Source organism: Pseudoalteromonas sp. ECSMB14103, assembly GCF_000813065.1.
Taxonomy (GTDB): Bacteria; Pseudomonadota; Gammaproteobacteria; order Enterobacterales; family Alteromonadaceae; genus Pseudoalteromonas; species Pseudoalteromonas marina.
This window is the reverse complement of record NZ_JWGY01000001.1, coordinates 681,171-705,915: the sequence shown is the minus strand read 5'-3', so window position 1 is coordinate 705,915 and position 24,745 is coordinate 681,171. Positions and strand designations below refer to the sequence as shown.

Genomic DNA, 24,745 nt, shown 5'->3' with positions numbered 1-24,745 from the left:
TTGTGCGATTATGTAAATAACCGCTCTAACCAGCCTTTATCGAGCTCATCTTCACATCGCTTTAATTGCGTGCCATAACGACTTGCTCTATTTTTTACTTTGTTGGCTACGCTCATTAACCATTTTTTCTTCTTATATGTGCCACGTTTATATCCGCCCCAGCCTTCATGATAATTAAGATATTGAGCGTAAGCATCCCATTTTGAAATGCCGTTTACTTTATGCGTTTTATAAACAAACCACGCCATAAAGTCGATTGCATCATCAAAGTCATCCCTATCTGCCCCGCTGTTACCTGTTTCACGAACGTAATCAGCCCAAGTAGGCGTTTTAGCTTGTGAATAACCGTAGGCTGAGCTTGCTCTACCTGTTGGTATAATCCATAAAAAATATTCCATAGGCGGAGCTGCATCGTGCTTAAACGAACTTTCTTGATACATCATGCTCATGAGTACATGTTTAGGAGAGCCCCACTTGTCTTGCGCGTCTTTTGCATCAAAATACCAGTCAGGCTTTTCTTCAAAAATTTTACAAAGATCATTTGGCTGTTTAGGTGGCGCTGTAGCACACCCGGCAAGGGTAAAAGCGAGAGTGAGAGATAAAATAAGTGCTTTTTTGTTCATTTTTTGTGTTCTCACTGAACTTTTATAAAAAGTGTTGGTCGTAATAATTAATGCAGCTGTATAGCATTGTTTCATCCCTGAATATTATTTACGCAGCCATATTAGGCTGCGTTTTTTTGCGTGCATGTTGGGTATCAGTTTTTATGAAAATACTCATCTAAAAACGCTGTAAACGACTGCGCATCTGCATTTTCTATATTACGCTGCGCTTCATTTGACTGCTCAACTTGCTGCTCGAGCCACGGCTTTAAAAACTCACTGTAATCTGTGTCTATGTGGCTTTGCTTATACTGGTTTGCTAAGTCTAAGGCAAAGTGACCATTGTCTAAACCTGACTCTTTTAGTTTTGCTACATATCGTCCAGAGTAAGTAAGCGAAGGATCATTAACCCACGTGCTCATTCGCTCAATTGTTTCAGAGTAATAACTTACGCCGTAAGCTTTATCCATCCACTTTGCAACATCAGTCAATTGAGCAAATATTTGATTCCCCCAAGATTGCAGGCTACGCGGAGTATTATTATCGTTGAGCATCAACCCTTGCTCTCTCCCCTGATTTACAACCGCATCTAAATTTTCAGTACTGCGAGCCTGTTCTTTCCAATCCATGTTTGGTGAATCTTTTAATAAGCAATACGTTAAAAATACATCTAAAAAGTGAATTTGCTCTATATCGATACCCACTTCACTAAATGGGTTTACGTCTAATGCACGAATTTCAACATATTCTATACCCGCTCTCAATAGTGCATCTGTTGGCGTCTCACCACTGTTCGCATTACGTTTAGGGCGAATTGGCGAATAAAATTCATTTTCTATTTGCAGAATATTTTTATTTAACTGTTTTGGCTGTTCGCTAGTATAGTCGTCAATGTCGCTGTATATATCTGATGGCGTATTGATGGCCTTTTTCAAACCAGCAACATATTCATCAAGCGAGTTATACATGACACGCAAGGACGATTGTGCGCTGTTTGTGTAACCTAAGTTACCTAAACGCAGTGCAGTGCCGACCTCTAAGTACAAGGTACCTTTACCTAACTTTTTAAAAGGTAAATCTGTTTTACGACCTTGCAAAAATGAGTTACACAGGGCAGGCGATGCGCCAAACATATAACTAATAAGCCACAGCTCGCGTTTGAAGTTTCTTATCAGCGATAAATAACCATCAGATATAAAATCCTGCAAGCTCGTATTACTTTGCTTTAACGAATGCAGAGACTTCCAAAGTGACTCTGGAAAAGAGATATTAAAATGCACGCCAGCAATAGCCTGCATCATACTGCCGTATCGATTTTTTAGCCCTTCACGGTAAAGCGTCTTCATTTTGCCTATATTCGAGCTACCAAACTGAGCAAGTACGATATCGTCTTGGTGGTTGATGAAGCACGGCATACTGATAGGCCAAAGCAGTTCGTCACCCATATTTTCAAGCGTGAACTTTTGAAGATCGCGCAGTTGCTTTAATGTTTGCGTTGATGACTCGCTAACCGGTGTAATAAATTCAAGTAAAGATTCAGAAAAGTCAGTCGTTATATGACCATTGGTTAGTGCACTCCCTACCCCTTTAGGATGACCTGTAGGAGATATAGCACCGTTGCTTTGTATTCTTAGCGACTCTCGTTCAATGCCACGTTTAATGCCTTTAATTGCGTTTTGGTGTTCACCAGTCGATAACGCGTTAAGCGCATTTGTTAGATCTTGTGTTGTCAAAAATATTTCCTCGGGCCACGTGGCGTAATCATACGGTTATGGGGGCTAATTACCGATTACTCAAGATTAAATTGTTAAGAACCATTTAGTTTTTTCAATTAGTCTTAAAATCCCTAATTTGAGCATACGCTTGATTTAACTATCTTCGTAAAATTATGTTGTAATCTTGCCATTGCTATTTACTTTATACAATTGCTTTACGAAGGTATTTACTAATAACACGGTATGCAATGAAGCATTAAACCAATGCGGATAGGAGACCTGTTATTTCGATTAAAGAATTCAATTTTATTTCGCTGACGTTATTAACCACAGAAATCTTGATATAGATCAATAAAGCATTCAATTCATCGTCAATATAAACATAATCGAGCTTTAATTTTGCTTTGTGTAAATAACTGAATATACTTCAGTTAATTAAAAAGGATGATAGTGAATGCAATGCACAGTAATAAAACATTAATTAATGAAGAAGTTCATTTTGATGAGTCACAAGAGCTTGTTTCAACAACCGATTTACGCGGTGTTATTACCTACGCTAATACAGAATTTTGTACAGTTGCTGGTTACTCAATACAAGAGCTTGTTGGCAAAAACCATAATATAGTTCGCCACCCAGATATGCCTAAAGCAGCGTTCAAAGAAATGTGGGAAACATTAAAACAAGGTCACTCTTGGCGCGGCATGGTAAAAAATCGCTGTAAAGATGGCCGTTACTATTGGGTTGACGCTTTTGTTACGCCAATTTTTGAACATGGCCAGCTGGTTGGCTACCAATCAGTAAGAACAAAACCGAGTCAAGCACTCAAAAATAAAGCGCAAAGCTTATACAACACCCTTAATGCTAATAAATCATTGTTCAGTATTCGCGAACAAACTGGAGTTAGGCAGAGTATCACCATAGCGTGTGTGTTACTTTGGTTAATAAGCTCTTTAGTATTTGCTCCAATAGCCATTGCTTTACTTAATGTTATTGTTTGTATATTAGTAATCGCCCTAAATTACGATGAGCTTGTTGCAACCCCTAAAATATTGCGCGAGCATAAAGCTAAATCGGACTCTGTTTCTCGCTATATATACAGCGGTACCACAGCCCACAGCGTTAGTGACTTCAAAGAACAACTGCTAAATGCCAAGTTGCGTACTGTACTTGGGCGAATGAAAGATTCAACTCTTAATTTTAATAGTATTGCGACTAATTTAGACAAACAATCAACACTTACAGAGCAAGGAATTGCTTCTCAGGGTGAGCGCTTGGAACAGATTGCATCTGCGATGACTCAAATGGGATCGACCATTGGCGAAATTTCAGTAAACACAGCTGAAACGGCAGACAAAGTAAACGCAACGCATAGCAGTTGCTCTGAAATCAAAATACACATTGCTGATAATAGTAATATGATTTCTGAACTAGCAGTGCAAGTTGAGCATGCAGCAACCACCGCAAGTAGCTTGGCCTCAGAAGCTGATAAGATTGGTCAGGTAATGAGTGAAATAGAAGGCATTGCAGATCAAACAAACCTACTTGCACTTAACGCAGCAATAGAAGCAGCTAGAGCGGGTGAGCATGGCAGAGGGTTTGCTGTCGTTGCCGATGAAGTAAGAACTTTATCGTCTCGTACACAAAGTGCTACAACACAAATTCACAGCTCAATAAAAGAAATACAAGATACTTTATTTAGCTGGTCAAAAGTGATGCAAGACACAAAAGAGCAAGCCGATAATTGCGTTAGTACCACAGAAAAAACGCAAGTGGAGCTAGAAGGTATCTTTTCTCAAATTAGTGAAATATCGCATTTAGCCATTCAAATATCGTCTGCAGCAGAAGAGCAACAAATGGTGAGTAACGATATCAGCAACAATGTGACTGATATTAAAGCCTTTGGCGATAACAATTTGAGTTTAAGCTTTGAAGTAGCTAAAGGTGCAGCAGAACTGGTTGAAGGCTCACGAAAAGTAAATGACTTGCTATTAACTTTTAAAGTATAAACATTATAGGTTAAAAAACCGCTTAGTTTCAGGAGATAGGCAACTAAGCGGTTTTTATAATTATTTACCGGCTAGTAAATACTAACCCATCACTGCCAGCATCAATAACAATGACACATCCCGGAATATAATCACCATTAAGTAACTTTTGCGCCAACGGATTTTCAATTGTTTGTTGAATGGCCCGCTTTAATGGACGTGCGCCGTATACAGGATCAAACCCACTTGCAGCAATAGTATCGAGCGCCGCATCGCTAATTTCTAGTAAGTACCCCATCTCAGTTAAACGTTCACGTAACTTCATTAACTGAATATCAGCAATCTCTTTAATGTGCTGATTCGCTAGCGGATGAAATACCACGGTTTCGTCAATGCGGTTTATAAACTCAGGTCTGAATTCACTGATCAATACATCCATTACTTTTGATTTAAGTGTTGCGTAATCATTATTACCCGCCTGCTCTTGAATAATATCTGAACCTAAATTTGAGGTCATGATGATCACGGTATTTTTAAAATCAACAGTACGCCCTTGTCCGTCGGTTAACCTACCATCATCAAGTACTTGTAATAAAATATTGAACACGTCAGGGTGTGCTTTTTCTATTTCATCAAGCAATATGACCGAGTATGGCTTACGGCGAACAGCTTCTGTCAAGTAGCCCCCTTCTTCGTACCCTACGTACCCAGGAGGCGCACCTACTAAACGGGCAACAGAATGTTTTTCCATAAACTCAGACATATCGATACGCACCATGGCATCTTCTGTGTCAAACATAAACCCAGCAAGGGCTTTTGTAAGCTCTGTTTTACCTACGCCTGTTGGCCCTAAAAACAAAAATGAGCCAATCGGTCGGTTTGGATCAGCAAGCCCTGCTCGGGAGCGACGAATAGCGTTAGACACCGCAACAACTGCCTCGTCTTGCCCTATTACCTTACTGTGCAATCTATCTTCCATTTGCAGCAGTTTTTCACGTTCACCTTGCAACATGCGTGACACTGGAATACCTGTCCAACGAGAGAGTATCTCTGCAATTTCATCTTCGCCTACTTGGTTTTTAAGCAGCGTCATGTCTTGCATTTCGGCTTGTGACGCTAAGTCTAATTTGCGTTCAAGCTCGGGTATACGACCATATTGCAACTCAGACATGCGCTGTAAATCACTTGCTCTGCGAGCAACGTCTAAGTCGAGCCGAGCTTGCTCAAGCTCAGCTTTAATTACTTGCGTACCTTGCAGTGATGCTTTTTCTGCATTCCAAATTTCATCGAGTTCGCGGTATTGGCCGTCAAGATCGGTTATAAGCTCTTGCATTTCACTGCGGCGCTTTTGACTTGCCTCATCTTTTTCTTTAGCGAGAGCATTATCTTCAAGTTTTAACTGAATAATGCGGCGTTCAAGCTTATCCAATGACTCAGGCTTCGAATCAATTTGCAAACGAATAGAAGAACCTGCTTCATCAATTAAATCTATTGCTTTATCGGGAAGCTGGCGGTCGCTAATATAACGATGCGATAACTGCGCGGCAGCAACAATTGCAGGGTCGGTGATTTCAACTGAGTGGTGCAGTTCATAACGTTCTTTTAAACCACGCAATATTGCAATAGTGTCTTCAACTGAAGGCTCTTCGATTAATACTTTTTGAAAACGGCGCTCAAGGGCTGCATCTTTTTCTATGTATTTACGGTATTCGTCTAGTGTGGTTGCGCCTACACAATGCAGCTCGCCACGTGCGAGCGCAGGCTTAAGCATATTGCCTGCATCCATTGCGCCATCGCTTTTACCTGCACCTACAATGGTATGAATTTCATCAATAAATAAGATGACTTGGCCTTCTTCTTTTGCCAACTCGTTTAAAACCGATTTTAAACGCTCTTCAAATTCACCTCTAAATTTAGCACCAGCAACCAAGGCTCCTAAATCAAGTGACAGTACACGTTTATTTTTTAATCCCTCTGGTACTTCACCATTAATAATACGCTGCGCTAAGCCTTCTGCTATGGCGGTTTTACCCACCCCAGGCTCGCCAATAAGTACCGGGTTGTTTTTAGTTCTGCGCTGTAATACCTGGATAGTACGGCGTATTTCGTCGTCTCGACCTATAACGGGGTCAAGCTTGCCTTGCTCTGCGCGTTCGGTTAAATCAATTGTATACTTTTCTAAAGCTTGACGCGTTTCTTCCGCATTCGGATCATCAACTTTTTGACCCCCACGGATTGCTTTTATGGCGCTTTCTATTTTTGTTGCAGTGATATTAAGCGATCTCAAAATATCCCCAAGCGGGCCTTTGTCATCGCACGCAGCAAGAACAAATAACTCACTAGAAATAAATTTATCTTTGCGCTTTTGAGCGTACTTATCACATAAATTTATAAGCGTAGCCATATTATTAGATAACTGTACATCGCCCCCAACCCCTTCAACTTTGAATAGCTTTTCTATTTCTTGGGATAACTTTGTATTAAGCTCATCGGCACTTACACCTGTTTGAGCAAACAAGGCACGAACGCTTGAACCACTCTGTTGAAGGAGTGCATACATTAGGTGAACGGGTTCAATAAATTGATGATCGCGGCCAAGGGCAAGTGATTGCGCATCAGAAAGCGCAGATTGAAATTTACTTGTAAATCTATCTAAACGCATGAGGGGTTACCTATTAAAAAATCTAATTGATTAATAAATGGGTATGTTGCACGATTTGTTCAAGGCACGAAAGAAAATATATTCGCTAAACGATTAATTACTTGCGCCAGATCAAACTAGCCATTCGCCCTGTTTGCCGATCTCTTCTATAAGAGAAAAATAAATGTGATTGAGAAACTGTACAGTATTCACCACCAGCAATATTTATTACCCCTAACTGCGATAATAAAGTACGCGCTATACCGTATATATTAGCATAATACTTGTTATTGAGGTGCGGCTTGAATGCATCTGAGAATAAAGGCGATTGATTATTAAATGCTTCAAAAACCTCTACACCAACCTCAAACTGATCCGGCCCTATTGCCGGACCAAGCCAAGCATATATATTTTCTGGTTTAGCGTTAAAGCATTTAAGTGCATTTTGAATAATACCTTGCTTTAGCCCTCGCCAGCCGCCGTGAATAGCTGCTACTTCAGTCCCATCATGACTTGCAAGCAATATAGGTAGGCAATCGGCAGTCATTATAGCCAAAGGTTGATCAACTAGGCGCGTATAGAGTGCATCGGCATTATGTAATTTATTAAAATCAAACTGCTGATCAACTGTAATTACATCTGCGCTGTGAATTTGATTTAGCCAGATAGCTGGATTTGGAAGGAAGTTATTTAATATTGAGCGATTTTTTAAAACGTTAGCTTGGCTATCATTAACATGAAGCCCCAAATTTAAACTGTTATAGGGTGCCTTTGATACGCCGCCTTCACGTGTGGTACTGAGGGTACTCACATTATGAAGGCTTTGCCATGTTGCTGATAGCAACTGCATTATCTATCGATATCTGGGTTAGCCTGAGTATCTTCACGAAGTGCTAACGTCATTTCTACCATATCATCTGGAATAGGTGCTTGCCACGTCATCATTTCGCCCGTGATTGGATGCGCAATACTTAGTTTTACCGCATGTAACGCTTGGCGTTTAAAACTTCTAAGCAGTTCAAACAATTGCGGTGTTGCACCCTTTGGTGGACGAGGACGACCATTGTATGACTGGTCTCCAATTAATGGGTGGTTCAAATAAGCCATGTGTACACGAATTTGGTGAGTACGGCCTGTTTCTAAACGCAAGCGCAAACGCGTATGCGCACGAAATTTTTCAGCAACACGGTAATGAGTAATGGCAGGCTTACCCATTTCATGCACAGCCATATGAGTACGCTGTGTTGCATGACGACCAATTGGTTTTTCGACCATACCACCCGCTGTCATAGTGCCGTTACAAAGCGCTTCGTATTCACGAGTGAAGTTTTCACGCTTTTGTAGTGCCTTAACAAGGTGTGTTTGCGCTTGAATTGTTTTAGCAACAACCATTAAACCTGTTGTATCTTTATCTAAGCGGTGCACAATACCTGCTCGTGGCACATTAATAATGTCAGGGTAATGGTGTAATAATGCATTAAGCACTGTGCCATCTGGGTTACCAGCACCAGGATGAACCACTAATCCCATAGGTTTATTAATAACTAAAATATGGTCATCTTCATAAACAATGTTTAAGTCGATATTTTGTGCAAGGTATTCACGCGGTGCTTCAATGGTTGTTTCAACATTTAACACTTCACCGCCTAACAGTTTTGTACGCGGTGTGTTTAATATTTCGCCATCAACGGTGATTTTATCATCCAAAATCCAAGTTTTTATACGTGAACGTGAATAATCAGGGAACAATTGCGCTAATACTTGGTCTAGACGTTTACCACCTAAGTCGGTTGGAACCTCGGCTTGAAGAGAAATTTGCTCTGTCATTCGTAACTTTACCCAATTTACCAGTGCAAGCTTTGCTCGACTGGGTTAGAATCGCTTTTAATAAAAGCATAATATAATACGTATAGTTTACTCGGTTTTACCGACTTGGCCTAGCCGAAGACATCGAAGGTAACAAATAAAATGATAAATAAAATAGGGAAACGTGCATTTGCCATCGTTTTTTCAGTTTCGGTACTTAGTTTAGGTGCCTGTTCGTCAGCACCTGACCAAGAAGACATTCAACGTGTACCAAATAGATCAGCACAAGCTTTATACGAAGATGCAAAAGAAACACTAGATTCAGGTTTATATGCCCGTGCAATTGAGCTTTTATCAGCGATTGATTCGCGCTACCCATTTGGGCCATTTTCAAAACAAGTGCAAATGGATTTAGTGTATGCTCATTACCAGTCGGGTAACACTGAACAAGCATTAGCAACCATTGACCGTTTTATCCGTTTGAATCCAAATCATAAAGATCTAGATTACATGTATTACATGCGTGGTTTGGTAAATATTAAAGCAGACAAAAACGCGTTCCAAGAATACTTTGGTATTGATAGAGCAGACAGGGATGCGAACAGAACCCGCGTTGCTTTTACTGATTTATCAACACTTGTAAAACGTTTTCCACAAAGCGGTTACGCACCAGAAGCAAAACGTCGTTTAGTATGGTTATTAAACCGTATGGCACGATACGAGCTAAAAGTAGCTACATACTACTATGAGCGCGAAGCGTACTTAGCAGCTGCTAACCGTGGTAAATTTGTAGTTGAACACTACTCTCAAAGTAGTTATTTAAATGCAGCCCTTGATATGATGCAAAAAAGCTATGAAAAATTAGGTTTAACCGAATTAAGTCAAAACGCTAAAAAAGCACAAGCGCTGAATAAAAGAACACAGTAAATACAAAAAAGGCGCTTTAAAGCGCCTTTTTACTGACTAAGCTATTTAAGCTTAAATTAGATTGCGTCTTCATCTTCCTCAGCGGTACGAATACGAACTACACGCTCAACCTCAGTGACAAATATTTTACCATCACCAATTTTTCCGGTTTGTGCAGTTTTAACAATAACTTCAATCGCGCGATCAACACTTTCGTCAGCAAGTACTATATCAAGCTTCACTTTTGGCAGAAAATCAACCATATATTCAGCACCACGATAAAGCTCAGTGTGCCCTTTTTGACGACCAAAGCCTTTTACTTCACTCACGGTCATGCCGTTAATGCCTACCTCTGACAGCGCCTCGCGTACATCATCAAGTTTAAACGGTTTTATAATTGCTTCTATTTTTTTCATATTAATTACTTTTTAAAGCCTTAGATGCCACGATTTTAGACAATCATAAGGTTCATAGCAAACAAAGCAATTGAATTACGGTGATAAATTAATCAGCCATGATATAATTTTGGCTATATAAGAATCGTAATATAAAAATTAGCTGTAAATGAGATCGTTATGAAGATTAAACAATCAGGATTCACACTTTTAGAATTAATGGTAACCGTCGCAATTGTTGGAATTATAGCATCTATCGCTTTTTGGAATAGTAGCGACATGTTAGAAGAAAACCGTGCTGAAAACTTTTTACTTGAGCTGAAAAGAAACATTAGCTACGCGCGTTCTCAAGCGGCAAGCACCGATGAAATAGTTGTAATATGTGCAGCGCAACATGGTGAAGTAAAAAACCAAAACGATAATATGCGATGCCGAAACCGATGGGATAGGAATAAAATTATTATTGTTTTTATCGACTCTGATAACAGTGGCCACTACAACAAATCCACCGACTCATTATTACGCGTTATGGAAAAAATTAGCCTAGAAGATAAAGTTAAATTTACAGGTAACTCAAGGCGGCTACGGTTTAATACCAGTGGCCGAATTACAACAAACCCAGGAGAGTTTGTTTTTTGTCCTAACAACGGCACAGATAACAATAAAGCCCTCAGTGTTTCTCAATCTGGTACGGCGTTTTATTTAGGTGATAGTGCAAAAACTTGCGGTTAAAAAACAACCAATCTAGCTTGTCATATTTTATTCATTTACTAAACTAAATTAAAAGATAATTAATTTAGGACTTCAGGGATGAGGTTATCAATATCGAAATGTAAAGGGATCACGCTTCTTGAACTAATGCTTACACTCGCTGTTGTAAGCATTATCAGTCAAATCTCTATGTGGTACTACCCAGATTTTCTAGCAAAAAACCGGCTAGAGAACCACGTTAATCTTCTGCATCGAACCATTAATTATGGGCGACTTTACGCAATAGAAAATAGCACTTACGTTACTCTTTGCTCGTTAAACGAAGGCGAGTGCTCAAAAGATGAATGGGATGGTCAAATGTCTTTGTTTATCGATCTAGATAAATCAACAACATTAGATGACGATGAATTGTTACTTAGTACCTTTGAAAGAATAAATGAGGCTGATGCGCTTGAATATCCTCGCACTGCAATTACGTTTCGCCCTGATGGCTCATTAAACGGCTTTCAAAATGGGACGTTTATTTACTGCCCAAATGAAAAAGCCAACCTCGAAGGGTTGGCTTTGTCGGTGAGTCAAACTGGCAGAATAAGAATTAAATCAACCGATAAGTGTCAAAAAAATTAAACTCAGCGGCCCCAGCAATAGTCAATATCTGAGTTACCTTTAGCACCTTTAGCGCCTTTTAGACCTGTATCGGTAACAGATAACTCCTTGCAGTCGTTATCACCTTTCACAGCACCTGCTATTGGCTTTGCTTTTATTGTAAATGCATTGCCATCGACGACATCAATGGATAATTCAAAATGTCCATTTTCGGTTTTATCTTGAAGTCCTAAGTCTGCAAATGTTTCTGTGTATTCACGGTTATCAACAAAAAACTGCTCTTGCTTATTAGCTGTATCTAAAAGTGCTGCAGCAGCTTCTGCTCTTGATGCCCGTTTTACATATTCAGTGTAATTGGGCACTGCAACCGCCGCTATAATGCCAACAATAGCCACCGCTATCATCAGCTCAATCAAGGTAAATCCACGTTGCTTATTCATTTTTATTCCTTAATTTCCAACTTCATCATTTTCTTCACGCTTATAGATATACGTTTGCTGCGTTCTAAATCCAAAGCCTAATGCGTTATCAGGGTTCACAAGCTGTACTTTACCATCAACCACATTTAAACCAGGACCAGTGATCTCCACCGGCTTCATTGGGTTTTGTGCATTTTCCCCTTTTATACCCGGTCCAATAAGATAAAATTGGCTTTCTTGTGTTACAGATAATGTTGGGTTGTCATCACACTTACCATCGCCATTACCATCTGCACACGAAGGACCTTCTCCAAAGTAAAGTTGCGGTGTATCTGGTACATCGTAACTGGTTGAAAATTTCAGGTCGTCATACACTTTTGTCCCGTAATGCAGGTGGAAAGCATACAATGAGCCACCCCCGCCACTAAGCGAACATTGGTTTTCTGTTGATGTTTCTGACGCTGGAGTAAAGCTAGTAAAGTACGCAACACCACCCACTACCGTCGAAGCGGCAAGCGACTTCTCTCCGGTGCCTAACTCATAGCGCCAACCATTGAATTTTGCTAAATCTATTTCTAGGTCTACAAAATCGTCCACATCATCAAGTGCATTACCAAATGGGTCTGAATTCATCAGCATCAAATCATCTGGTTTAATGGTGTCTGGTGCGTTAGTTTTAAAAGTTTGTGTAACTGTGTTTTCATCTCTTATCATGAACAGTTGGTCTTGCTCATTTGTACCCGTTGGTTTAGAACGGTTACCACTACCAATAACTATTGCATCATACGGTGTATCTAAACGTGTAATCACCTTTTTACCGTTAACCGTCGTTTCTGATACTTTGCTATAAATAGTACGCGCAACAAGCGGCTTGTAAAAAAAGCGTCTATCCTCTGTTGCTTTGTTACTGCCAAGTTCTGCCAGTTTAAAATGGCTAAAATCATTGGTATTTGTGCCTGGCATATCTATACGCCACACATCACCGCCTGTATCGGCTGCGTATATTCTGTCTATGTAGCCGTCATAGTCAGAATCTAACGTAGTAATATCTGCAGCAATGCTGTGCTTGCCCTTAAACCCATTAATGTTAGGCGTTAATGCCCACACTCGTTTACCTGTTTCAGCCTCAACAATATAAATACCTCGTCCTATACTGTCTTCGCTTCGAATGGCCTCATCCTTATTTGTGTCATAACCTGCTCCAAATACAAGTAATGGTTTATCGCCAAATGCTTTAATATAAGCAATCTGCGGCTTAGACCATGTTTGCCCCAGCTCTTGAAATTGACCTTTACCGCCTTCAATTGGGTTATCCCACAGTTTTTTAGGCTCATCTGGGTTAGTAATATCCAGTGCATAGTAATTTTCACCACCGCGGCGCATACCTGCAAACGCCCATACTTTGTCGTCCCCACTGGCATCAATAATGCCATCATTTAATCCATCGCTGTTAAGGTTTTTATTACTAAAATAAACACTAATGGGTCCATCCATACCGTAAACTTTTGTATCGGCTTGGTTATTCCTAAGCGGCTCAATAATGTCGTATAAGGCTGAAGGAATAAATGCCCAGCTTTCACTCACACTGGTATCAGAATCTTTAAACATATGTAAAAAGCCTGCATTAGTGCCAATTAAAACCCTAATATCATCGTTACCATAATCGATAGCTACGGGCTTAGAATGTAAAGGGTCGCCAAATATATCATTTCGCTGATCAACGCGAGATCCATCGCCATCTTCATCGTCTACGTCAATACCCATTGCCCATTTAATATCATTACTCGATAAACTAATTGGGTTATCGTCAACCAAATCAAGAATGTCTGTTACAGTACTTGTATTAAACGTAATAACTTGTCCTTGATTCTCTGTGTATAAGTTACGGCTGTCTGAATCAAGATTAGTTAAATGAAGATTTACTCCACCTTGGGCCACCAAATTACCATCAGCAGCTTCACCGCTAGGTAACCAAAACGTTTTGGCACTTTCGTCAATAAGTCCATTTTCATCAAGAGCTTGGTTACCTGTTGAGTCAACAATTTGACTGCCTGATACTTTTAACTTTTTTAGGTTACCGCGCCAACGGGCACCGGTTTCAGGGTAAAACATAGCAAAATATATTGCGTCGCGGCTTCGGGTTTGATCCACGTTATTACTTGCCACAGAAGGCGATGAAAAGCTGTCGTTTACCTCTCTAATACGAGAAATTGTATTTTTGAGTGCTTCAGATAAAGCTTCTGCAGTTCTGGCCTCAATGTATTGGCCGCCACCAACTCTTGCCGCTTTATCAAGTAAATCAATACCCCCTTGACTCATACCAGTACCAAAGCCAATGGTATAAAGCCGACCTGTATCTAATACATCAGTTGATGGGGTATACAAATCTACCTTAGTGTCTGACGTACCATGAAGTATTTTTGCCATTGCAACTAAATAGCTATCATCATACGTGCCATCATCAAAAGGAATATCGTCATTAAAATAACTGTTGTGAGTTTGAGCAATAGATGTGTCTCTGCCATCATCGTTAGTAGGGTCACCATCAGTCATTAAGATTACATTTATTGAATTATCGCATCGCAACGGGTCACCATTATTTGGTTTAAACGGCGATGTATAAACCACTGAATTATCTGCACTTTTATCTCTGTCGTTCACATTAAAAGCATAATCTAAACTTTGCCCTGTGATATATCGATATGCCTCCCACAATGTCTCAGTCATTGGTGTAGAACCACTGGCAGGCAAGCTATTAATATCGCTTATTAAACTTGTTTTGTCAGTGCCTAGCTTAGCTACAACATACCCCCCCACATTGCTACGAAACCTCATTAGACCAAAATCGATATCACTATTATCGTTGACTAGCTGAGTCATTGCATTTTTAGCGACGTCAATTCTACGATCATGGCAATCTGCAACGGCAACTCCATTTACACCTATGTAGCACTGCTCATCAAATTCTGCATATTCATCTTTACTAGCAAAACAAGTGACATTTTCATAATAAACTTGTCCACCACCACCGTTTCCATTCCCGTTTCCATTCCCGTTTCCATTCCCGTTTCCGTTTCCGTTTCCGTTTCCATTACCATTGCTTTGAGTAATCTTTTTTATATAACAAACTTGATTATCACCATTAATGACACTCCAATCCATACTGCCTGACGTATCGAATATCATTAGTACTCTTGGGTTTTCATCAGTCTCTACGTTATGATTTACATATAACTCAATGTCTTCTGCGCTTGCCGTTGCACTGACCGCTAAGCCAAGTAATGCCGCTAGCACTTTGTTTAATTTAAAATTCATCTTAAATTCCCTTACTCATACTAGCCATTTCTTGTGCTACACCTGTCACAATTGTGAGTGAATGCTTTGCTTTAGATCCATATTCAACGGTAGTAGCAACTTGTACCATGTTGCACGATATACCCGCTGTAAAGTTAAAGCGCCTTGGGCATTCTAAATCAAGTGCACCTTGATTTAAGTTAATCATTTTACTTTGCATATCGCCGTGTGTTGCAATTGTCATACCTTCACCGTTGTCTCCAGAATGGTGTGAGACTTCATCGGGTGTTAAAAAAAACTGGTTTGCAGCCCCTTTGTTAGCCTCATCAGAAATCATTCTTTGAACTTCACCAATAAGTTCGTTTTCAGCGACTTCTCGTTCTTGCGCTGCATTTGTAATTTTAACGTCAATACTGCTGCTACTCATCAGTGTTACAGCAATACCAGTGACGGCTATTACCATAATTAATGCAGTAATAAGCACAACACCCTGCTGTTTGTTAGGTGAGTTTTTTAAATACGCCATAAGTTTGATCCAACGTTGTTTAATCGAATTGTGGTAGTAAATACGGTGCGTCTGTAACTGTCATTAAATGTTAACTGACGCTTATTATCGTCTTCGCCCAAGGTATATGTTTGGTTCTTTAATTTAAGCCCCGGATCTTCTTGTAAAGCTCTTATCAATAAGAATACTTGAACGGTTAAAATACCCTTTCGATCTTCCCAGTCTGAATGTTCCATATCGCCGATACTTTTATAGGTATCAATGCGGCTGTCACTATTTGTGTCGAGGCCAAAAACAAAGCGCATATTTTCTACGCCTTCCATTATTGTCTCTGTAGAAATATTAGCCCCTACCAAGCGTTTTCTCATCAATGCAGGAACAGTAATATTTTTATTATTAACTTTGTACGTTTGCTCTGAAATGTAATAAACGTGGTGGCTATAAGGCCAAACGGTTGCATTAATATTTAGCGCACCAGCATTGACTACGCCGCGAACAAATTGCGCCTTTTCTTGCTCTGCAACAAAGTAGTTTTGACCTGCTTGGGTTTCGTTTCCTGCGGCTCCTACTGTTAAGCGGTTACCTTGTAAAAATTTAAGCTGTAAAATATCTGTACTTTTAACAGGGTTACTCACGCAATTTAGTTCTTTGGACTCTTCTGCAACCTTTGCATAAATAGTTCGAAAGTTAGTGGAAGATGCTAAATCAGGAAAACTCCCGTTATTAGCCCCTTCAAAACAATCTGGTGCAGGAGTTGTTGCCGTCGCCCTTGTTGTATTCCCTGCGACAAAAGAGTCATCGTAGTATGTGCCCCAAAATCCAATTTGTTCTATATCACGCTGCATAATGTTAATAGCAAGGCGCGCAGACTCTTGGATCTCACCTATGGTCATGGTGTCTTTTGTGGTTACTTTCATGCCAATGTAGGTGAACATAACGCCGCCAAGTACTAAGCCCCCTATAAAAAGCGAGATCATCATTTCTACAAGGGTAAAACCTTTTTGCTTAATGCTCATGCTTAACTCCTAAGATAAATGTAACTAGTTAAAACCACTAAACGGCGCTTTTTGTCTGATTCGCCACACTCAATTGCGGCTGTTGCATCATTGGCTGTAAATTCTTGTCTGCCTTGCCATGAAATAATCACTTCTAAATTAAATGCTTTACCACCTGAGCCACCAACTGCTGTTGGCCTAATACACACAGTTGCATCATCTAAGGCGCCTGTATTTTCTCGCGCCCTAATCGCGCGTTTCCATTGTTCTAAATCTAAAGCTGCAACTTGCGCTGCACTGCAGCTTGCTGTGAAGCAAGTTTGAGACGTTGTTGTAGAGGTTTCACTATTAAATGTTTTAGCGTAAAGCCCAACTAATTGCGGTGTATCATTTGCACGAATACGTTGAATAATATCGTTTCCTAGCGCAACAGCAGCAGCTCGCTGCATAGAATCAAAACTTGCCTGCTTAGCTTTAGCTTGCAAAGCCACGGCCCCTAATAAGCCAAAACTTAAAATTATAAATGCAATAAGTACTTCAATTAGTGTGAAGCCTTTTTGAAATTTTGTTTGAGACGATTGCATACCAAAACCAAATAAAAAATTGTCTGATTGTAAGTTTATGGCATTAAAATTTAGATTCAATACTTACTAGGATAAGCGGTAGGATTTGTTGATAAACGGTTAACAGCTAGGCATTTAATATATCTTTAACTGCTTTTAGTTCCCGTCGGCTTACAGCTAAGTGCTCTTTGCAACCAACAAGTTCTATTGTATGTACCCCTGTATTTTGTGTTTTCAAACATAGCAGCTTACTTTTGTTTACTAAGGTATTTCTATGAATTCGTAACAACTGGGCGGGGTAAAGTAGCTCTAACTGTTTTAAGCTCTGCTCTATAAAGGCTTCTCCACCTTCAAAAACCATGTTTGTGTATTTTTGCTGCGCGATAAAATAAATAATGCTGTCAAGCTCTACACTTTTTATAACCCCTGCCACCTGGTAACTAATTTTAGCTGATTGCTGTTTTTGCACATGCGCTTTATTTAAACGCCCTAGCTGATCTAGCACTTTACTTAAAGATTGGTCGGTAATAGGTTTAACTAGATATCCCGCAGCACTTAATTGCAGGGCATCTAATGCATGCTCTGGGTGAGCCGTAACAAACACAATAGCGGGTGGTAAAGGCATTCTGTTTAGCTTATGCGCTACCTCTAAGCCATTCATTCCTGGCATATCGACATCTAAAAAAATTAAATCAGGGTTATACTTTTTAGCAAGCTCTAACGCTTCATTCCCATTCGCTGCCTCTGCTTTTATCACTATGCTTTTGTCAACTGCTAAAAGCCGTTTTAATCGCGTCCTAGCTAATGGTTCATCATCAACAATCAGTACATTCATACGCTATTCTCAATATGTTTAGGAATAACGACTTTCACCCTGTATACGCCATCCCTATTAGTAATAGTAAGCTGCGCTTTATTTTTATAATAAATATTTAAACGCTGGCGAATATTATCAAGTGCCATTCCATTATTAGGCCTAGTCTGCTCCTTTGAAGCTGTAATTGGGTTTGAAACAATCATTGTTATATAGCCGGTGGTGATATGCAGCTCTACATTTATTGTCGCGCCGTCTTCACTTGTTTCAACACCGTGGCATACTGCGTTTTCAATTAATGGCTGAAGTGTTAAACACGGTATATTTAATGCTGGTAAATCTGAGGGAATGTGCCAATTAACTTTTAATCGCTCACCAAAGCGCCAAGTTTCTAAGGCAATATATTGCTTACTTAGTGTTACCTCATCGTTTAATTGCACGCTTTGCCCTGAACGCATTGCCGCTTGTGACAATGCAGCTAATGCTAAAATAGCTTGCTCTGCAGCCGCGGCATCGTGATGCGTTAATTCTGCCGCTGTATTTAAGCTGTTGTATAAAAAGTGTGGACGAATTCGTGCTTGCAAAGCGTCTAACTCAGCACGGGAAAGTGCCTTAGTTTGTTGCTCTTTTTCAGCATAGATAAGCAAAAACTGCACAAATAAAGCAACCAAAAATGCAACAATAATAGTATTTTGAATAACAAAATAAATAAGGTGTTCAGTTGTATTTATATCAAACGCAAAGCGCGAAAATAAAACACTGAATAGGCTGGTAAATAATAAAAAAGAAACAAAAAAGAGCGAAAGTTGTAGGGCACGTGTACGCTTTTGTAAAAAGTGCCGAGCTATATATAACGAGGAAGTACTTGATAAAACAATTAAATGTAAAAATAGGCTAATTATTCCAAGCCTAAGCCATATATCACCCTGAGCATGCGGAGAAAATGCTAAAACAACCGCAATCACTTGAGTGACAACAAGCGAAGCAAGCACACCTCGCTCATTAAAAAGAGCTGAAAAAAGCAATACATCCGATTGAGGCGCTTTGCTCATCACAGCTCTCCTTGTAATCTAAATAATTAATTTATATAGATTAACGCAGCTCCACAGGAACAGCAAATACGATATTTTCTTCTTCACCTGGGTTTTCTACAACTTGTGTTCCACCCAACTCTTTTAAACGACTTATTACCTGCTGTACAAGCACTTCAGGTGCTGACGCACCAGCCGTAACCCCTACTGAATTAGCACTTGAAACCCACTGTTCTTGTACATCAGTAGCATCGTCAATTAAGTAAGCCGTTGTGCCCATTTTATCTGCAAGTTCACGCAAGCGATTTGAGTTTGAGCTATTTTTCGCACCAACAACTAATAATACATCAACCTTATCAGCTAGGTCGCGAACAGCATCTTGGCGATTTTGAGTCGCGTAACAAATATCATCTTTACGCGGGCCGTCAATTGCAGGAAATTTATCTCGTAATGCATCAATTACATCAGCAGTGTCATCAACAGAGAGCGTTGTTTGACTACAATAAAACAAGTTTTCTGCATCTTTAACATTAAGTGCAATAACATCGTCTACGGTTTCTACTAAATAAATACCGCCAGCATCATTGTCGTATTGCCCCATGGTGCCTTCAACCTCGGGGTGACCATGATGGCCAATTAAAATACATTCTATACCCTTACGGCTTGCGCGGGTTACTTCCATATGTACTTTAGTTACAAGCGGACAAGTCGCATCAAATACTTTTAACTCTCTGCGCTTGGCTTCAGAGCGTACCGCTTGAGATACACCATGCGCACTAAAAATAACAATGCTGTCGTCTGGTACTTGGTGTAATTCTTCTACAAACACTGCGCCTCGGTTTTTTAAGCCGTCGACAACATATTTGTTATGAACAACCTCATGACGTACGTAAATTGGCTTTTCGAAAATATCTAAAGCGCGCTCTACTATACTAATTGCTCTATCAACGCCTGCACAGAAGCCGCGTGGGTTAGCTAATAAAATATCCATTAGCCTTCTACCTCAATAATATCAACTTCAAATGTTAAACGCTGGCCAGATAGCGGATGGTTAAAATCAATAGTAACCGACTCACCCTGCACTTCACGCACTAAGCCCGGAAGCTCTGTACCATCAGGTTGAGTAAACGCAATAATAGCACCTACTTTCGCAGGTGTTTCTGCGCCAAATTTACTACGATCAACATAATAAATGTTATCTGGATTTGGCTGACCAAATGCATCTTCAGGTTCTAATTCAAACGTTTTGCTTTCGCCTGCGCTTAAACCTAATAGGCACTTCTCAAAATTTGCCGTTAAGCTGCCATCGCCCATTGTTAACTTTGCAGGTTTGTTGTGCACTTTAGTTGAATCAGCGGCAGAGCCATCTTCAAGTTTTATAGAAAAATGAAAAATAACTTGCGAGTTTTCACTAATTACAGCTTGGCTCATGCTTTATGCTCCTTCGGACTCTCACCTGTAAAGGCGTCAAATAATAACAATGCCGCGCCTACACAAATAGCACAGTCAGCAAAGTTAAATACTGGAAAATGTGAGTCTTCATAAAATACGTGAATAAAGTCAATTACATAACCGTAAGCAATACGGTCGTATAAATTACCAATAGCGCCAGCAAGCACTAACGAGTAAGCACCACATAACACTTTATTAGTTGCGGGTAATCTTTTTAGCCACCACACCAATAAGGCACTTATAGCAATTGCAATTGCGCTTAAAAACCAACGTTGCCAACCACCAGCATCACTTAAAAAACTATAAGCAGCACCATAGTTATGCACATAGGTAATACTAAAAACAGGTAGTAAATTAATAGACTCGCTATAAGCCATAGTATTTACAACAAGTGTTTTACTGGCAAAGTCTATTGCTAAAAGCAATAGACTCAACCATAACCACACTAAACCACTTTTTTGGGCTAGTTTGCTCACTAAAAACATCCCCTAAGCGAATTGACGCTTTTCGCCTTCGCCATCAACATTACTAACACAACGACCGCAAATTTCTGGGTGAGCAGGCTCAATGCCTACATCGTCGCTGTAATGCCAACAACGTTCACATTTGGCGGCATCTGTTGCTGCAACACTAATGTACAAACCTTCAATTTCTGTTTCTTGCGTATCTGCAGGCTGGCTATCAACATGCGCTACATTAACAGCTGACGTTAGCAGTACAAAACGCAACTCATCACCCAATGCTGTTAATTTGTTTGCCAGCTCTTCGCCCGCAAATAAATTAACTGTAGCTTGAAGAGCCGCACCAATAACTTCTTCTTTACGTGCCGCTTCTAATAAACGGTTCACTTCGTCACGTACGTTTAAAATTGCTTGCCAGTCATCATTACTAAACTGGGTATTTGTTGGTGCTTGTAAACCTTCATACCATACTGATGTAAATACGTAATCGCTACGTTCTCCAGGTAAAGCTTCCCAAATTTCTTGTGCTGTAAAGCTCATAATTGGTGCCATCCAACGCGTCATTGCTTCAGCAATGTGGTAAAGCGCAGTTTGACAAGAACGTCGTGCATGGCTGTCGCTCTTAGCTGTGTACTGACGGTCTTTAATTACATCTAAGTAGAACGAACCAAGCTCACCCGTACAGAAGTTCATTAGCTTTTGCGTAACTAATAGCATTTGGTAGCTATCGTAAGCGGCTAAAATTTCGTCCTGAAGCTGTGCAGCACGGCCAACAATCCACTTATCAAGCTCAACCATATCGTCAACAGCAACCTGATCTGTTTTAGGATCAAAACCATTTAAGTTAGCTAATAAGTAACGGCTCGTATTACGAATACGGCGGTAGCGATCTGCAGAGCGTTTAAATATTTCATCCGATACAGTCATTTCAGCCGTGTAGTCGGTAGACGCGACCCATAAACGTAAAATGTCAGCACCCAACTTATTCATAACGTTTTGCGGAGAAATAACGTTACCCAATGACTTAGACATTTTTCTGCCGTTTTCATCAACGGTAAAGCCATGCGTAAGCACTTGTTTATAAGGGGCATGACCATTAATCGCAACCGATGTCATCATCGACGACATAAACCAACCACGGTGTTGATCCGACCCTTCCAGATATAAATCTGCTGGACCTACTAATTCTTCACGAGCATCAACAACACACGCATGCGACACGCCTGAGTCAAACCATACATCGAGTGTATCTTGCACTTTCATGTATTGTTTAGCGTCTTCTTCGCCTAATAGTGTTTCTGGCTCTAAGTCATACCATGCCTGTATACCTGATTTTTCTACTAATGCGGCAGCTTGCTCAATAAGCGCTTGGGTATTTGGGTGTAATGCACCGGTGTCTTTGTCAACAAATAAAGCAATGGGTACACCCCAAGTACGTTGGCGAGAAATACACCAATCTGGGCGACCTTCGACCATGTTTGCAATACGGCTTTCACCCCACTCTGGTAACCACTGCGTATTTTTAATTTCAGCAAGTGAATCTTTACGTAAGTTAGCCTGATCCATGCTAACAAACCATTGTGGCGTAGCACGGAAAATAATAGGGGTTTTATGACGCCAGCAATGTGGGTAACTATGAGTAAGCGCATGGTGATGCACTAAAGCGCCACGCTCTTTTAATACTTCAATTACGCTCGCGTTTGCTTTAAATACGTGCTGGCCTGCAAATAATTCTGTATCAGGCAAGTACACACCGTTAGCGCCAACTGGGTTAGCAACTTCTAGGTTATAGTTTAAGCCTGCCACGAAATCTTCTTGACCATGACCCGGTGCTGTATGCACCACGCCAGTACCTGAGTCCGTAGTTACATGCTCTGCAACAATTACCGGTACATTAAAGTCATAAAAAGGATGCGCTACTTGCAAGTTTTCAAGTGCAGCACCTTTTACGTAACCTAAAACATGGTAATGATTAAAACCAAAACGATCCATAGCATCTTTTACAAGCTCTGAACCTAAAATTAAACGCTGCTCAGCGCCTTCATCTTCAACTTGTACTAATGCATATTCTAACTCAGCATGCACGGCTACTGCACGGTTTGCTGGAAGCGTCCATGGTGTTGTAGTCCATATTACAGTACCTACACTACCTTTACCTTTATGGCCTTGTGCCATATCAAATGCATTAACTACGGCGTCCTGGTCAGCAAAAATAAAACGCACATCAATGGCTGGCGACTGTTTATCTTGATACTCAACTTCAGCCTCAGCTAATGCAGAGCCACAATCAGTACACCAGTGCACAGGCTTTGCACCTTTGTGTAGGTGACCATTTTTAATAATACGACCAAGTACACGAATTGCATTCGCTTCAAAATCAAAATTCATTGTTAGGTATGGCTTGTCCCAATCGGCAAACACACCTAAACGTTTAAAGTCTACTTTTTGACCTTCAACTTGCTTTTTAGCATAAGCGCGGCATTTTTCGCGAAACTCGCTCGCAGTTACTTTAACGCCAGGCTTACCTACTTTTTTCTCAACCATTAGCTCGATTGGTAAACCGTGACAGTCCCAACCTGGAATATATGGTGAGTCGAAATCTGATAAGGTTTTAGACTTTACAATAATGTCTTTTAAAATTTTATTTACTGAGTGACCTAAGTGAATGTCGCCATTCGCATATGGAGGACCGTCATGCAAAATAAAGGTTTTTTTGCCCTTTTTAGCGCTGCGGATTTGACCGTATAGGTCGTCTTCATACCATGCTTTTAGCATTTTTGGTTCACGTTGTGCCAAATTGCCACGCATTGGAAACGGTGTTTCCGGTAAGTTCAAAGTATGTTTATAGTCGCTCATTTATCCTACATTCCGTCTCTATCGGCTACCTGATTTAAACCAAAACACTGTTTAGCGGCGGCAACGTCTGTTGCTATTTGCGCCGTTAATTGTGTTAATGTCTCGAATTTTTTTTCATCGCGGAGTTTTTGTATCAACTCAACGTGCATAAATTGTCCGTAAATGTCTTGTGCAAAGTCAAAAAGATGAACTTCCAGAAGTGCACGTGTCCCATTAAATGTGGGTTTATTGCCTATATTAGCAACCCCAAAAACCTGTTTCCCTGCAATAGTCGCTTGCACAGCAAATACCCCATTCACGGGGCAAACTTGGCGCTTTAGCGCTATATTTGCAGTTCTAAAGCCAAGTTCACGGCCTCGTTTCCAACCGTGTATAACACGCCCAGAAATCGCATAATTATGACCAAGCATCACTTTTGCATCGGCTAAGTTGCCACATGCCAATGCCTCACGTATTAACGTGCTACTTACTCTAGCATTTAACTGATGAAAACTCGCAGTGCTTTGTACATCCATGCCTGCTTGTTTGCCCATATTTACAAGTAAATTAAAATTACCTTTACGTTGTTGGCCAAATCTAAAGTCGTCACCCACCGTTAACGCTTTAACACCGAGTTTTTTTATTAGTATCTCGTTTACAAACTGTTCTGCATGCATATTTGCAAACCGCTGGTTAAAGCTAATACAAATTACACGTTCAATGCCTAAATCACTTAATAAACGTAACTTGTCGCGTAAGCGAGTTAACCTTGCTGGGGCATTATTTTTTGCAAAAAACTCTTGAGGTTGAGGCTCAAACAACAACACCGTACTGGGTAAATTGTGTGCTTTTGCGTCAGCTAACAAGCCTTTTAATACTTGCGCATGACCTAAGTGAACGCCGTCAAAATTACCAATAGTTAACACACACCCAAAATGGTGTGGGCGAATATTGTGTATACCTCTAATTAACTCCATGCCACCTAAAGCCTTTTTTCAGCAAGTATTA

Annotated in this window: 22 protein-coding genes; 4 read left to right on the top strand and 18 right to left on the bottom strand. The window is 40.3% G+C overall.

Annotated elements, in window-relative coordinates:
- Positions 1-8: 8 nt before the first annotated feature.
- Together RF53_RS03230 and gshA are read right to left on the bottom strand one after the other, a co-directional pair.
- A complete protein-coding gene (locus RF53_RS03230; protein WP_039036803.1) occupies positions 9-623 on the bottom strand; it encodes a transglycosylase SLT domain-containing protein in 615 nt (204 codons plus the stop codon).
- A 134-nt stretch (positions 624-757) separates the two neighbouring features.
- Positions 758-2,335 carry a glutamate--cysteine ligase gene (gene gshA / locus RF53_RS03225; protein ID WP_039036608.1) on the bottom strand — a complete coding sequence of 526 codons (1,578 nt, stop codon included), beginning with the start codon at positions 2,333-2,335 and terminating at the stop codon, positions 758-760.
- A 441-nt stretch (positions 2,336-2,776) separates the two neighbouring features.
- On the opposite strand from gshA, the gene RF53_RS03220 reads away from it, so the two are divergent.
- Positions 2,777-4,324: a methyl-accepting chemotaxis protein gene (locus tag RF53_RS03220; protein ID WP_006792795.1), complete on the top strand. Its 1,548-nt coding sequence runs from the start codon at positions 2,777-2,779 to the stop codon at positions 4,322-4,324.
- A 64-nt stretch (positions 4,325-4,388) separates the two neighbouring features.
- Here the strand turns inward: RF53_RS03220 and clpB are convergent, their stop codons facing one another.
- The 3 genes from clpB to rluD all read right to left on the bottom strand — a co-directional run bounded on the left by clpB (position 4,389) and on the right by rluD (position 8,771).
- Positions 4,389-6,965, bottom strand: a complete 2,577-nt coding sequence (gene clpB, locus RF53_RS03215; protein WP_006792794.1) for an ATP-dependent chaperone ClpB — start codon at positions 6,963-6,965, stop codon at positions 4,389-4,391.
- Positions 6,966-7,062: 97 nt separating this feature from the next.
- Positions 7,063-7,794 (bottom strand): peptidoglycan editing factor PgeF, encoded by a 732-nt coding sequence (gene pgeF, locus RF53_RS03210; RefSeq protein ID WP_039036607.1) that lies wholly within the window; start codon positions 7,792-7,794, stop codon positions 7,063-7,065.
- A complete protein-coding gene (gene rluD / locus RF53_RS03205) occupies positions 7,794-8,771 on the bottom strand; it encodes a 23S rRNA pseudouridine(1911/1915/1917) synthase RluD (RefSeq protein WP_006792792.1) in 978 nt (325 codons plus the stop codon). Before rluD ends, pgeF begins: the two co-directional genes overlap by 1 nt.
- A gap of 141 nt (positions 8,772-8,912) precedes the next feature.
- Between rluD and RF53_RS03200 the strand changes: the two genes are divergently transcribed.
- Complete coding sequence (locus RF53_RS03200) at positions 8,913-9,677, top strand: outer membrane protein assembly factor BamD (protein ID WP_006792791.1); 765 nt, start codon at positions 8,913-8,915, stop codon at positions 9,675-9,677.
- Positions 9,678-9,733: 56 nt separating this feature from the next.
- Here RF53_RS03200 and glnB read toward each other — a convergent pair whose 3' ends face one another.
- The gene (gene glnB / locus RF53_RS03195; RefSeq protein ID WP_006792790.1) at positions 9,734-10,072 is read right to left on the bottom strand and encodes a nitrogen regulatory protein P-II; all 339 of its coding nucleotides are present in this window, start codon (positions 10,070-10,072) and stop codon (positions 9,734-9,736) included.
- Between the two features lie 159 nt (positions 10,073-10,231).
- Here glnB and RF53_RS03190 point away from each other — a divergent pair, with 159 nt between their 5' ends.
- Positions 10,232-10,783 carry a GspH/FimT family pseudopilin gene (locus tag RF53_RS03190; protein WP_006792789.1) on the top strand — a complete coding sequence of 184 codons (552 nt, stop codon included), beginning with the start codon at positions 10,232-10,234 and terminating at the stop codon, positions 10,781-10,783.
- A 78-nt stretch (positions 10,784-10,861) separates the two neighbouring features.
- Positions 10,862-11,389, top strand: a complete 528-nt coding sequence (locus tag RF53_RS03185) for a GspH/FimT family pseudopilin (protein WP_008132543.1) — start codon at positions 10,862-10,864, stop codon at positions 11,387-11,389.
- Between the two features lie 2 nt (positions 11,390-11,391).
- Here RF53_RS03185 and RF53_RS03180 read toward each other — a convergent pair whose 3' ends face one another.
- From RF53_RS03180 to ribF, 12 genes are all read right to left on the bottom strand, one after another.
- Positions 11,392-11,808 carry a type IV pilin protein gene (locus tag RF53_RS03180; protein ID WP_006792787.1) on the bottom strand — a complete coding sequence of 139 codons (417 nt, stop codon included), beginning with the start codon at positions 11,806-11,808 and terminating at the stop codon, positions 11,392-11,394.
- Positions 11,809-11,817: 9 nt separating this feature from the next.
- Complete coding sequence (locus tag RF53_RS03175) at positions 11,818-15,102, bottom strand: pilus assembly protein (RefSeq protein WP_039036606.1); 3,285 nt, start codon at positions 15,100-15,102, stop codon at positions 11,818-11,820.
- Between the two features lies 1 nt (position 15,103).
- Positions 15,104-15,607 (bottom strand): hypothetical protein, encoded by a 504-nt coding sequence (locus tag RF53_RS03170; RefSeq protein WP_010555936.1) that lies wholly within the window; start codon positions 15,605-15,607, stop codon positions 15,104-15,106.
- Complete coding sequence (locus tag RF53_RS03165; RefSeq protein WP_082014415.1) at positions 15,595-16,602, bottom strand: PilW family protein; 1,008 nt, start codon at positions 16,600-16,602, stop codon at positions 15,595-15,597. Before RF53_RS03165 ends, RF53_RS03170 begins: the two co-directional genes overlap by 13 nt.
- Before the next feature lie 2 nt (positions 16,603-16,604).
- On the bottom strand, positions 16,605-17,165 hold the full coding sequence (gene pilV / locus RF53_RS03160) for a type IV pilus modification protein PilV (protein WP_008132554.1): 561 nt from the start codon (positions 17,163-17,165) through the stop codon (positions 16,605-16,607).
- 106 nt (positions 17,166-17,271) lie between these two features.
- Positions 17,272-17,979, bottom strand: a complete 708-nt coding sequence (locus RF53_RS03155; RefSeq protein ID WP_010555933.1) for a LytR/AlgR family response regulator transcription factor — start codon at positions 17,977-17,979, stop codon at positions 17,272-17,274.
- Complete coding sequence (locus tag RF53_RS03150; RefSeq protein ID WP_039036605.1) at positions 17,976-19,010, bottom strand: sensor histidine kinase; 1,035 nt, start codon at positions 19,008-19,010, stop codon at positions 17,976-17,978. Before RF53_RS03150 ends, RF53_RS03155 begins: the two co-directional genes overlap by 4 nt.
- 40 nt (positions 19,011-19,050) lie before the next feature.
- The gene (gene ispH, locus RF53_RS03145; protein WP_039036604.1) at positions 19,051-19,980 is read right to left on the bottom strand and encodes a 4-hydroxy-3-methylbut-2-enyl diphosphate reductase; all 930 of its coding nucleotides are present in this window, start codon (positions 19,978-19,980) and stop codon (positions 19,051-19,053) included.
- Positions 19,980-20,420: an FKBP-type peptidyl-prolyl cis-trans isomerase gene (gene fkpB / locus RF53_RS03140; protein ID WP_039036603.1), complete on the bottom strand. Its 441-nt coding sequence runs from the start codon at positions 20,418-20,420 to the stop codon at positions 19,980-19,982. The genes ispH and fkpB overlap by 1 nt, the downstream gene beginning before the upstream one ends.
- Positions 20,417-20,917, bottom strand: a complete 501-nt coding sequence (gene lspA / locus RF53_RS03135) for a signal peptidase II (RefSeq protein WP_010555931.1) — start codon at positions 20,915-20,917, stop codon at positions 20,417-20,419. Before lspA ends, fkpB begins: the two co-directional genes overlap by 4 nt.
- Positions 20,918-20,929: 12 nt before the next feature.
- On the bottom strand, positions 20,930-23,758 hold the full coding sequence (gene ileS / locus RF53_RS03130; RefSeq protein ID WP_033025856.1) for an isoleucine--tRNA ligase: 2,829 nt from the start codon (positions 23,756-23,758) through the stop codon (positions 20,930-20,932).
- 5 nt (positions 23,759-23,763) lie between these two features.
- Positions 23,764-24,714, bottom strand: coding sequence for a bifunctional riboflavin kinase/FAD synthetase (gene ribF, locus RF53_RS03125; protein ID WP_006792776.1), 951 nt, complete (start codon positions 24,712-24,714; stop codon positions 23,764-23,766).
- Positions 24,715-24,745: the final 31 nt, after the last annotated feature.

Coding starts and splice junctions, on each gene's coding strand:
- RF53_RS03230 (WP_039036803.1), bottom strand. CDS start 623: ATGAACAAAAAAGCACTTATTTTATCTCTCACTCTCGCTTTTACCCTT.
- RF53_RS03220 (WP_006792795.1), top strand. CDS start 2,777: ATGCACAGTAATAAAACATTAATTAATGAAGAAGTTCATTTTGATGAG.
- clpB (WP_006792794.1), bottom strand. CDS start 6,965: ATGCGTTTAGATAGATTTACAAGTAAATTTCAATCTGCGCTTTCTGAT.
- pgeF (WP_039036607.1), bottom strand. CDS start 7,794: ATGCAGTTGCTATCAGCAACATGGCAAAGCCTTCATAATGTGAGTACC.
- rluD (WP_006792792.1), bottom strand. CDS start 8,771: ATGACAGAGCAAATTTCTCTTCAAGCCGAGGTTCCAACCGACTTAGGT.
- RF53_RS03200 (WP_006792791.1), top strand. CDS start 8,913: ATGATAAATAAAATAGGGAAACGTGCATTTGCCATCGTTTTTTCAGTT.
- glnB (WP_006792790.1), bottom strand. CDS start 10,072: ATGAAAAAAATAGAAGCAATTATAAAACCGTTTAAACTTGATGATGTA.
- RF53_RS03190 (WP_006792789.1), top strand. CDS start 10,232: ATGAAGATTAAACAATCAGGATTCACACTTTTAGAATTAATGGTAACC.
- RF53_RS03185 (WP_008132543.1), top strand. CDS start 10,862: ATGAGGTTATCAATATCGAAATGTAAAGGGATCACGCTTCTTGAACTA.
- RF53_RS03180 (WP_006792787.1), bottom strand. CDS start 11,808: ATGAATAAGCAACGTGGATTTACCTTGATTGAGCTGATGATAGCGGTG.
- RF53_RS03175 (WP_039036606.1), bottom strand. CDS start 15,102: ATGAATTTTAAATTAAACAAAGTGCTAGCGGCATTACTTGGCTTAGCG.
- RF53_RS03170 (WP_010555936.1), bottom strand. CDS start 15,607: ATGGCGTATTTAAAAAACTCACCTAACAAACAGCAGGGTGTTGTGCTT.
- RF53_RS03165 (WP_082014415.1), bottom strand. CDS start 16,602: ATGAGCATTAAGCAAAAAGGTTTTACCCTTGTAGAAATGATGATCTCG.
- pilV (WP_008132554.1), bottom strand. CDS start 17,165: ATGCAATCGTCTCAAACAAAATTTCAAAAAGGCTTCACACTAATTGAA.
- RF53_RS03155 (WP_010555933.1), bottom strand. CDS start 17,979: ATGAATGTACTGATTGTTGATGATGAACCATTAGCTAGGACGCGATTA.
- RF53_RS03150 (WP_039036605.1), bottom strand. CDS start 19,010: ATGAGCAAAGCGCCTCAATCGGATGTATTGCTTTTTTCAGCTCTTTTT.
- ispH (WP_039036604.1), bottom strand. CDS start 19,980: ATGGATATTTTATTAGCTAACCCACGCGGCTTCTGTGCAGGCGTTGAT.
- fkpB (WP_039036603.1), bottom strand. CDS start 20,420: ATGAGCCAAGCTGTAATTAGTGAAAACTCGCAAGTTATTTTTCATTTT.
- ileS (WP_033025856.1), bottom strand. CDS start 23,758: ATGAGCGACTATAAACATACTTTGAACTTACCGGAAACACCGTTTCCA.
- ribF (WP_006792776.1), bottom strand. CDS start 24,714: ATGGAGTTAATTAGAGGTATACACAATATTCGCCCACACCATTTTGGG.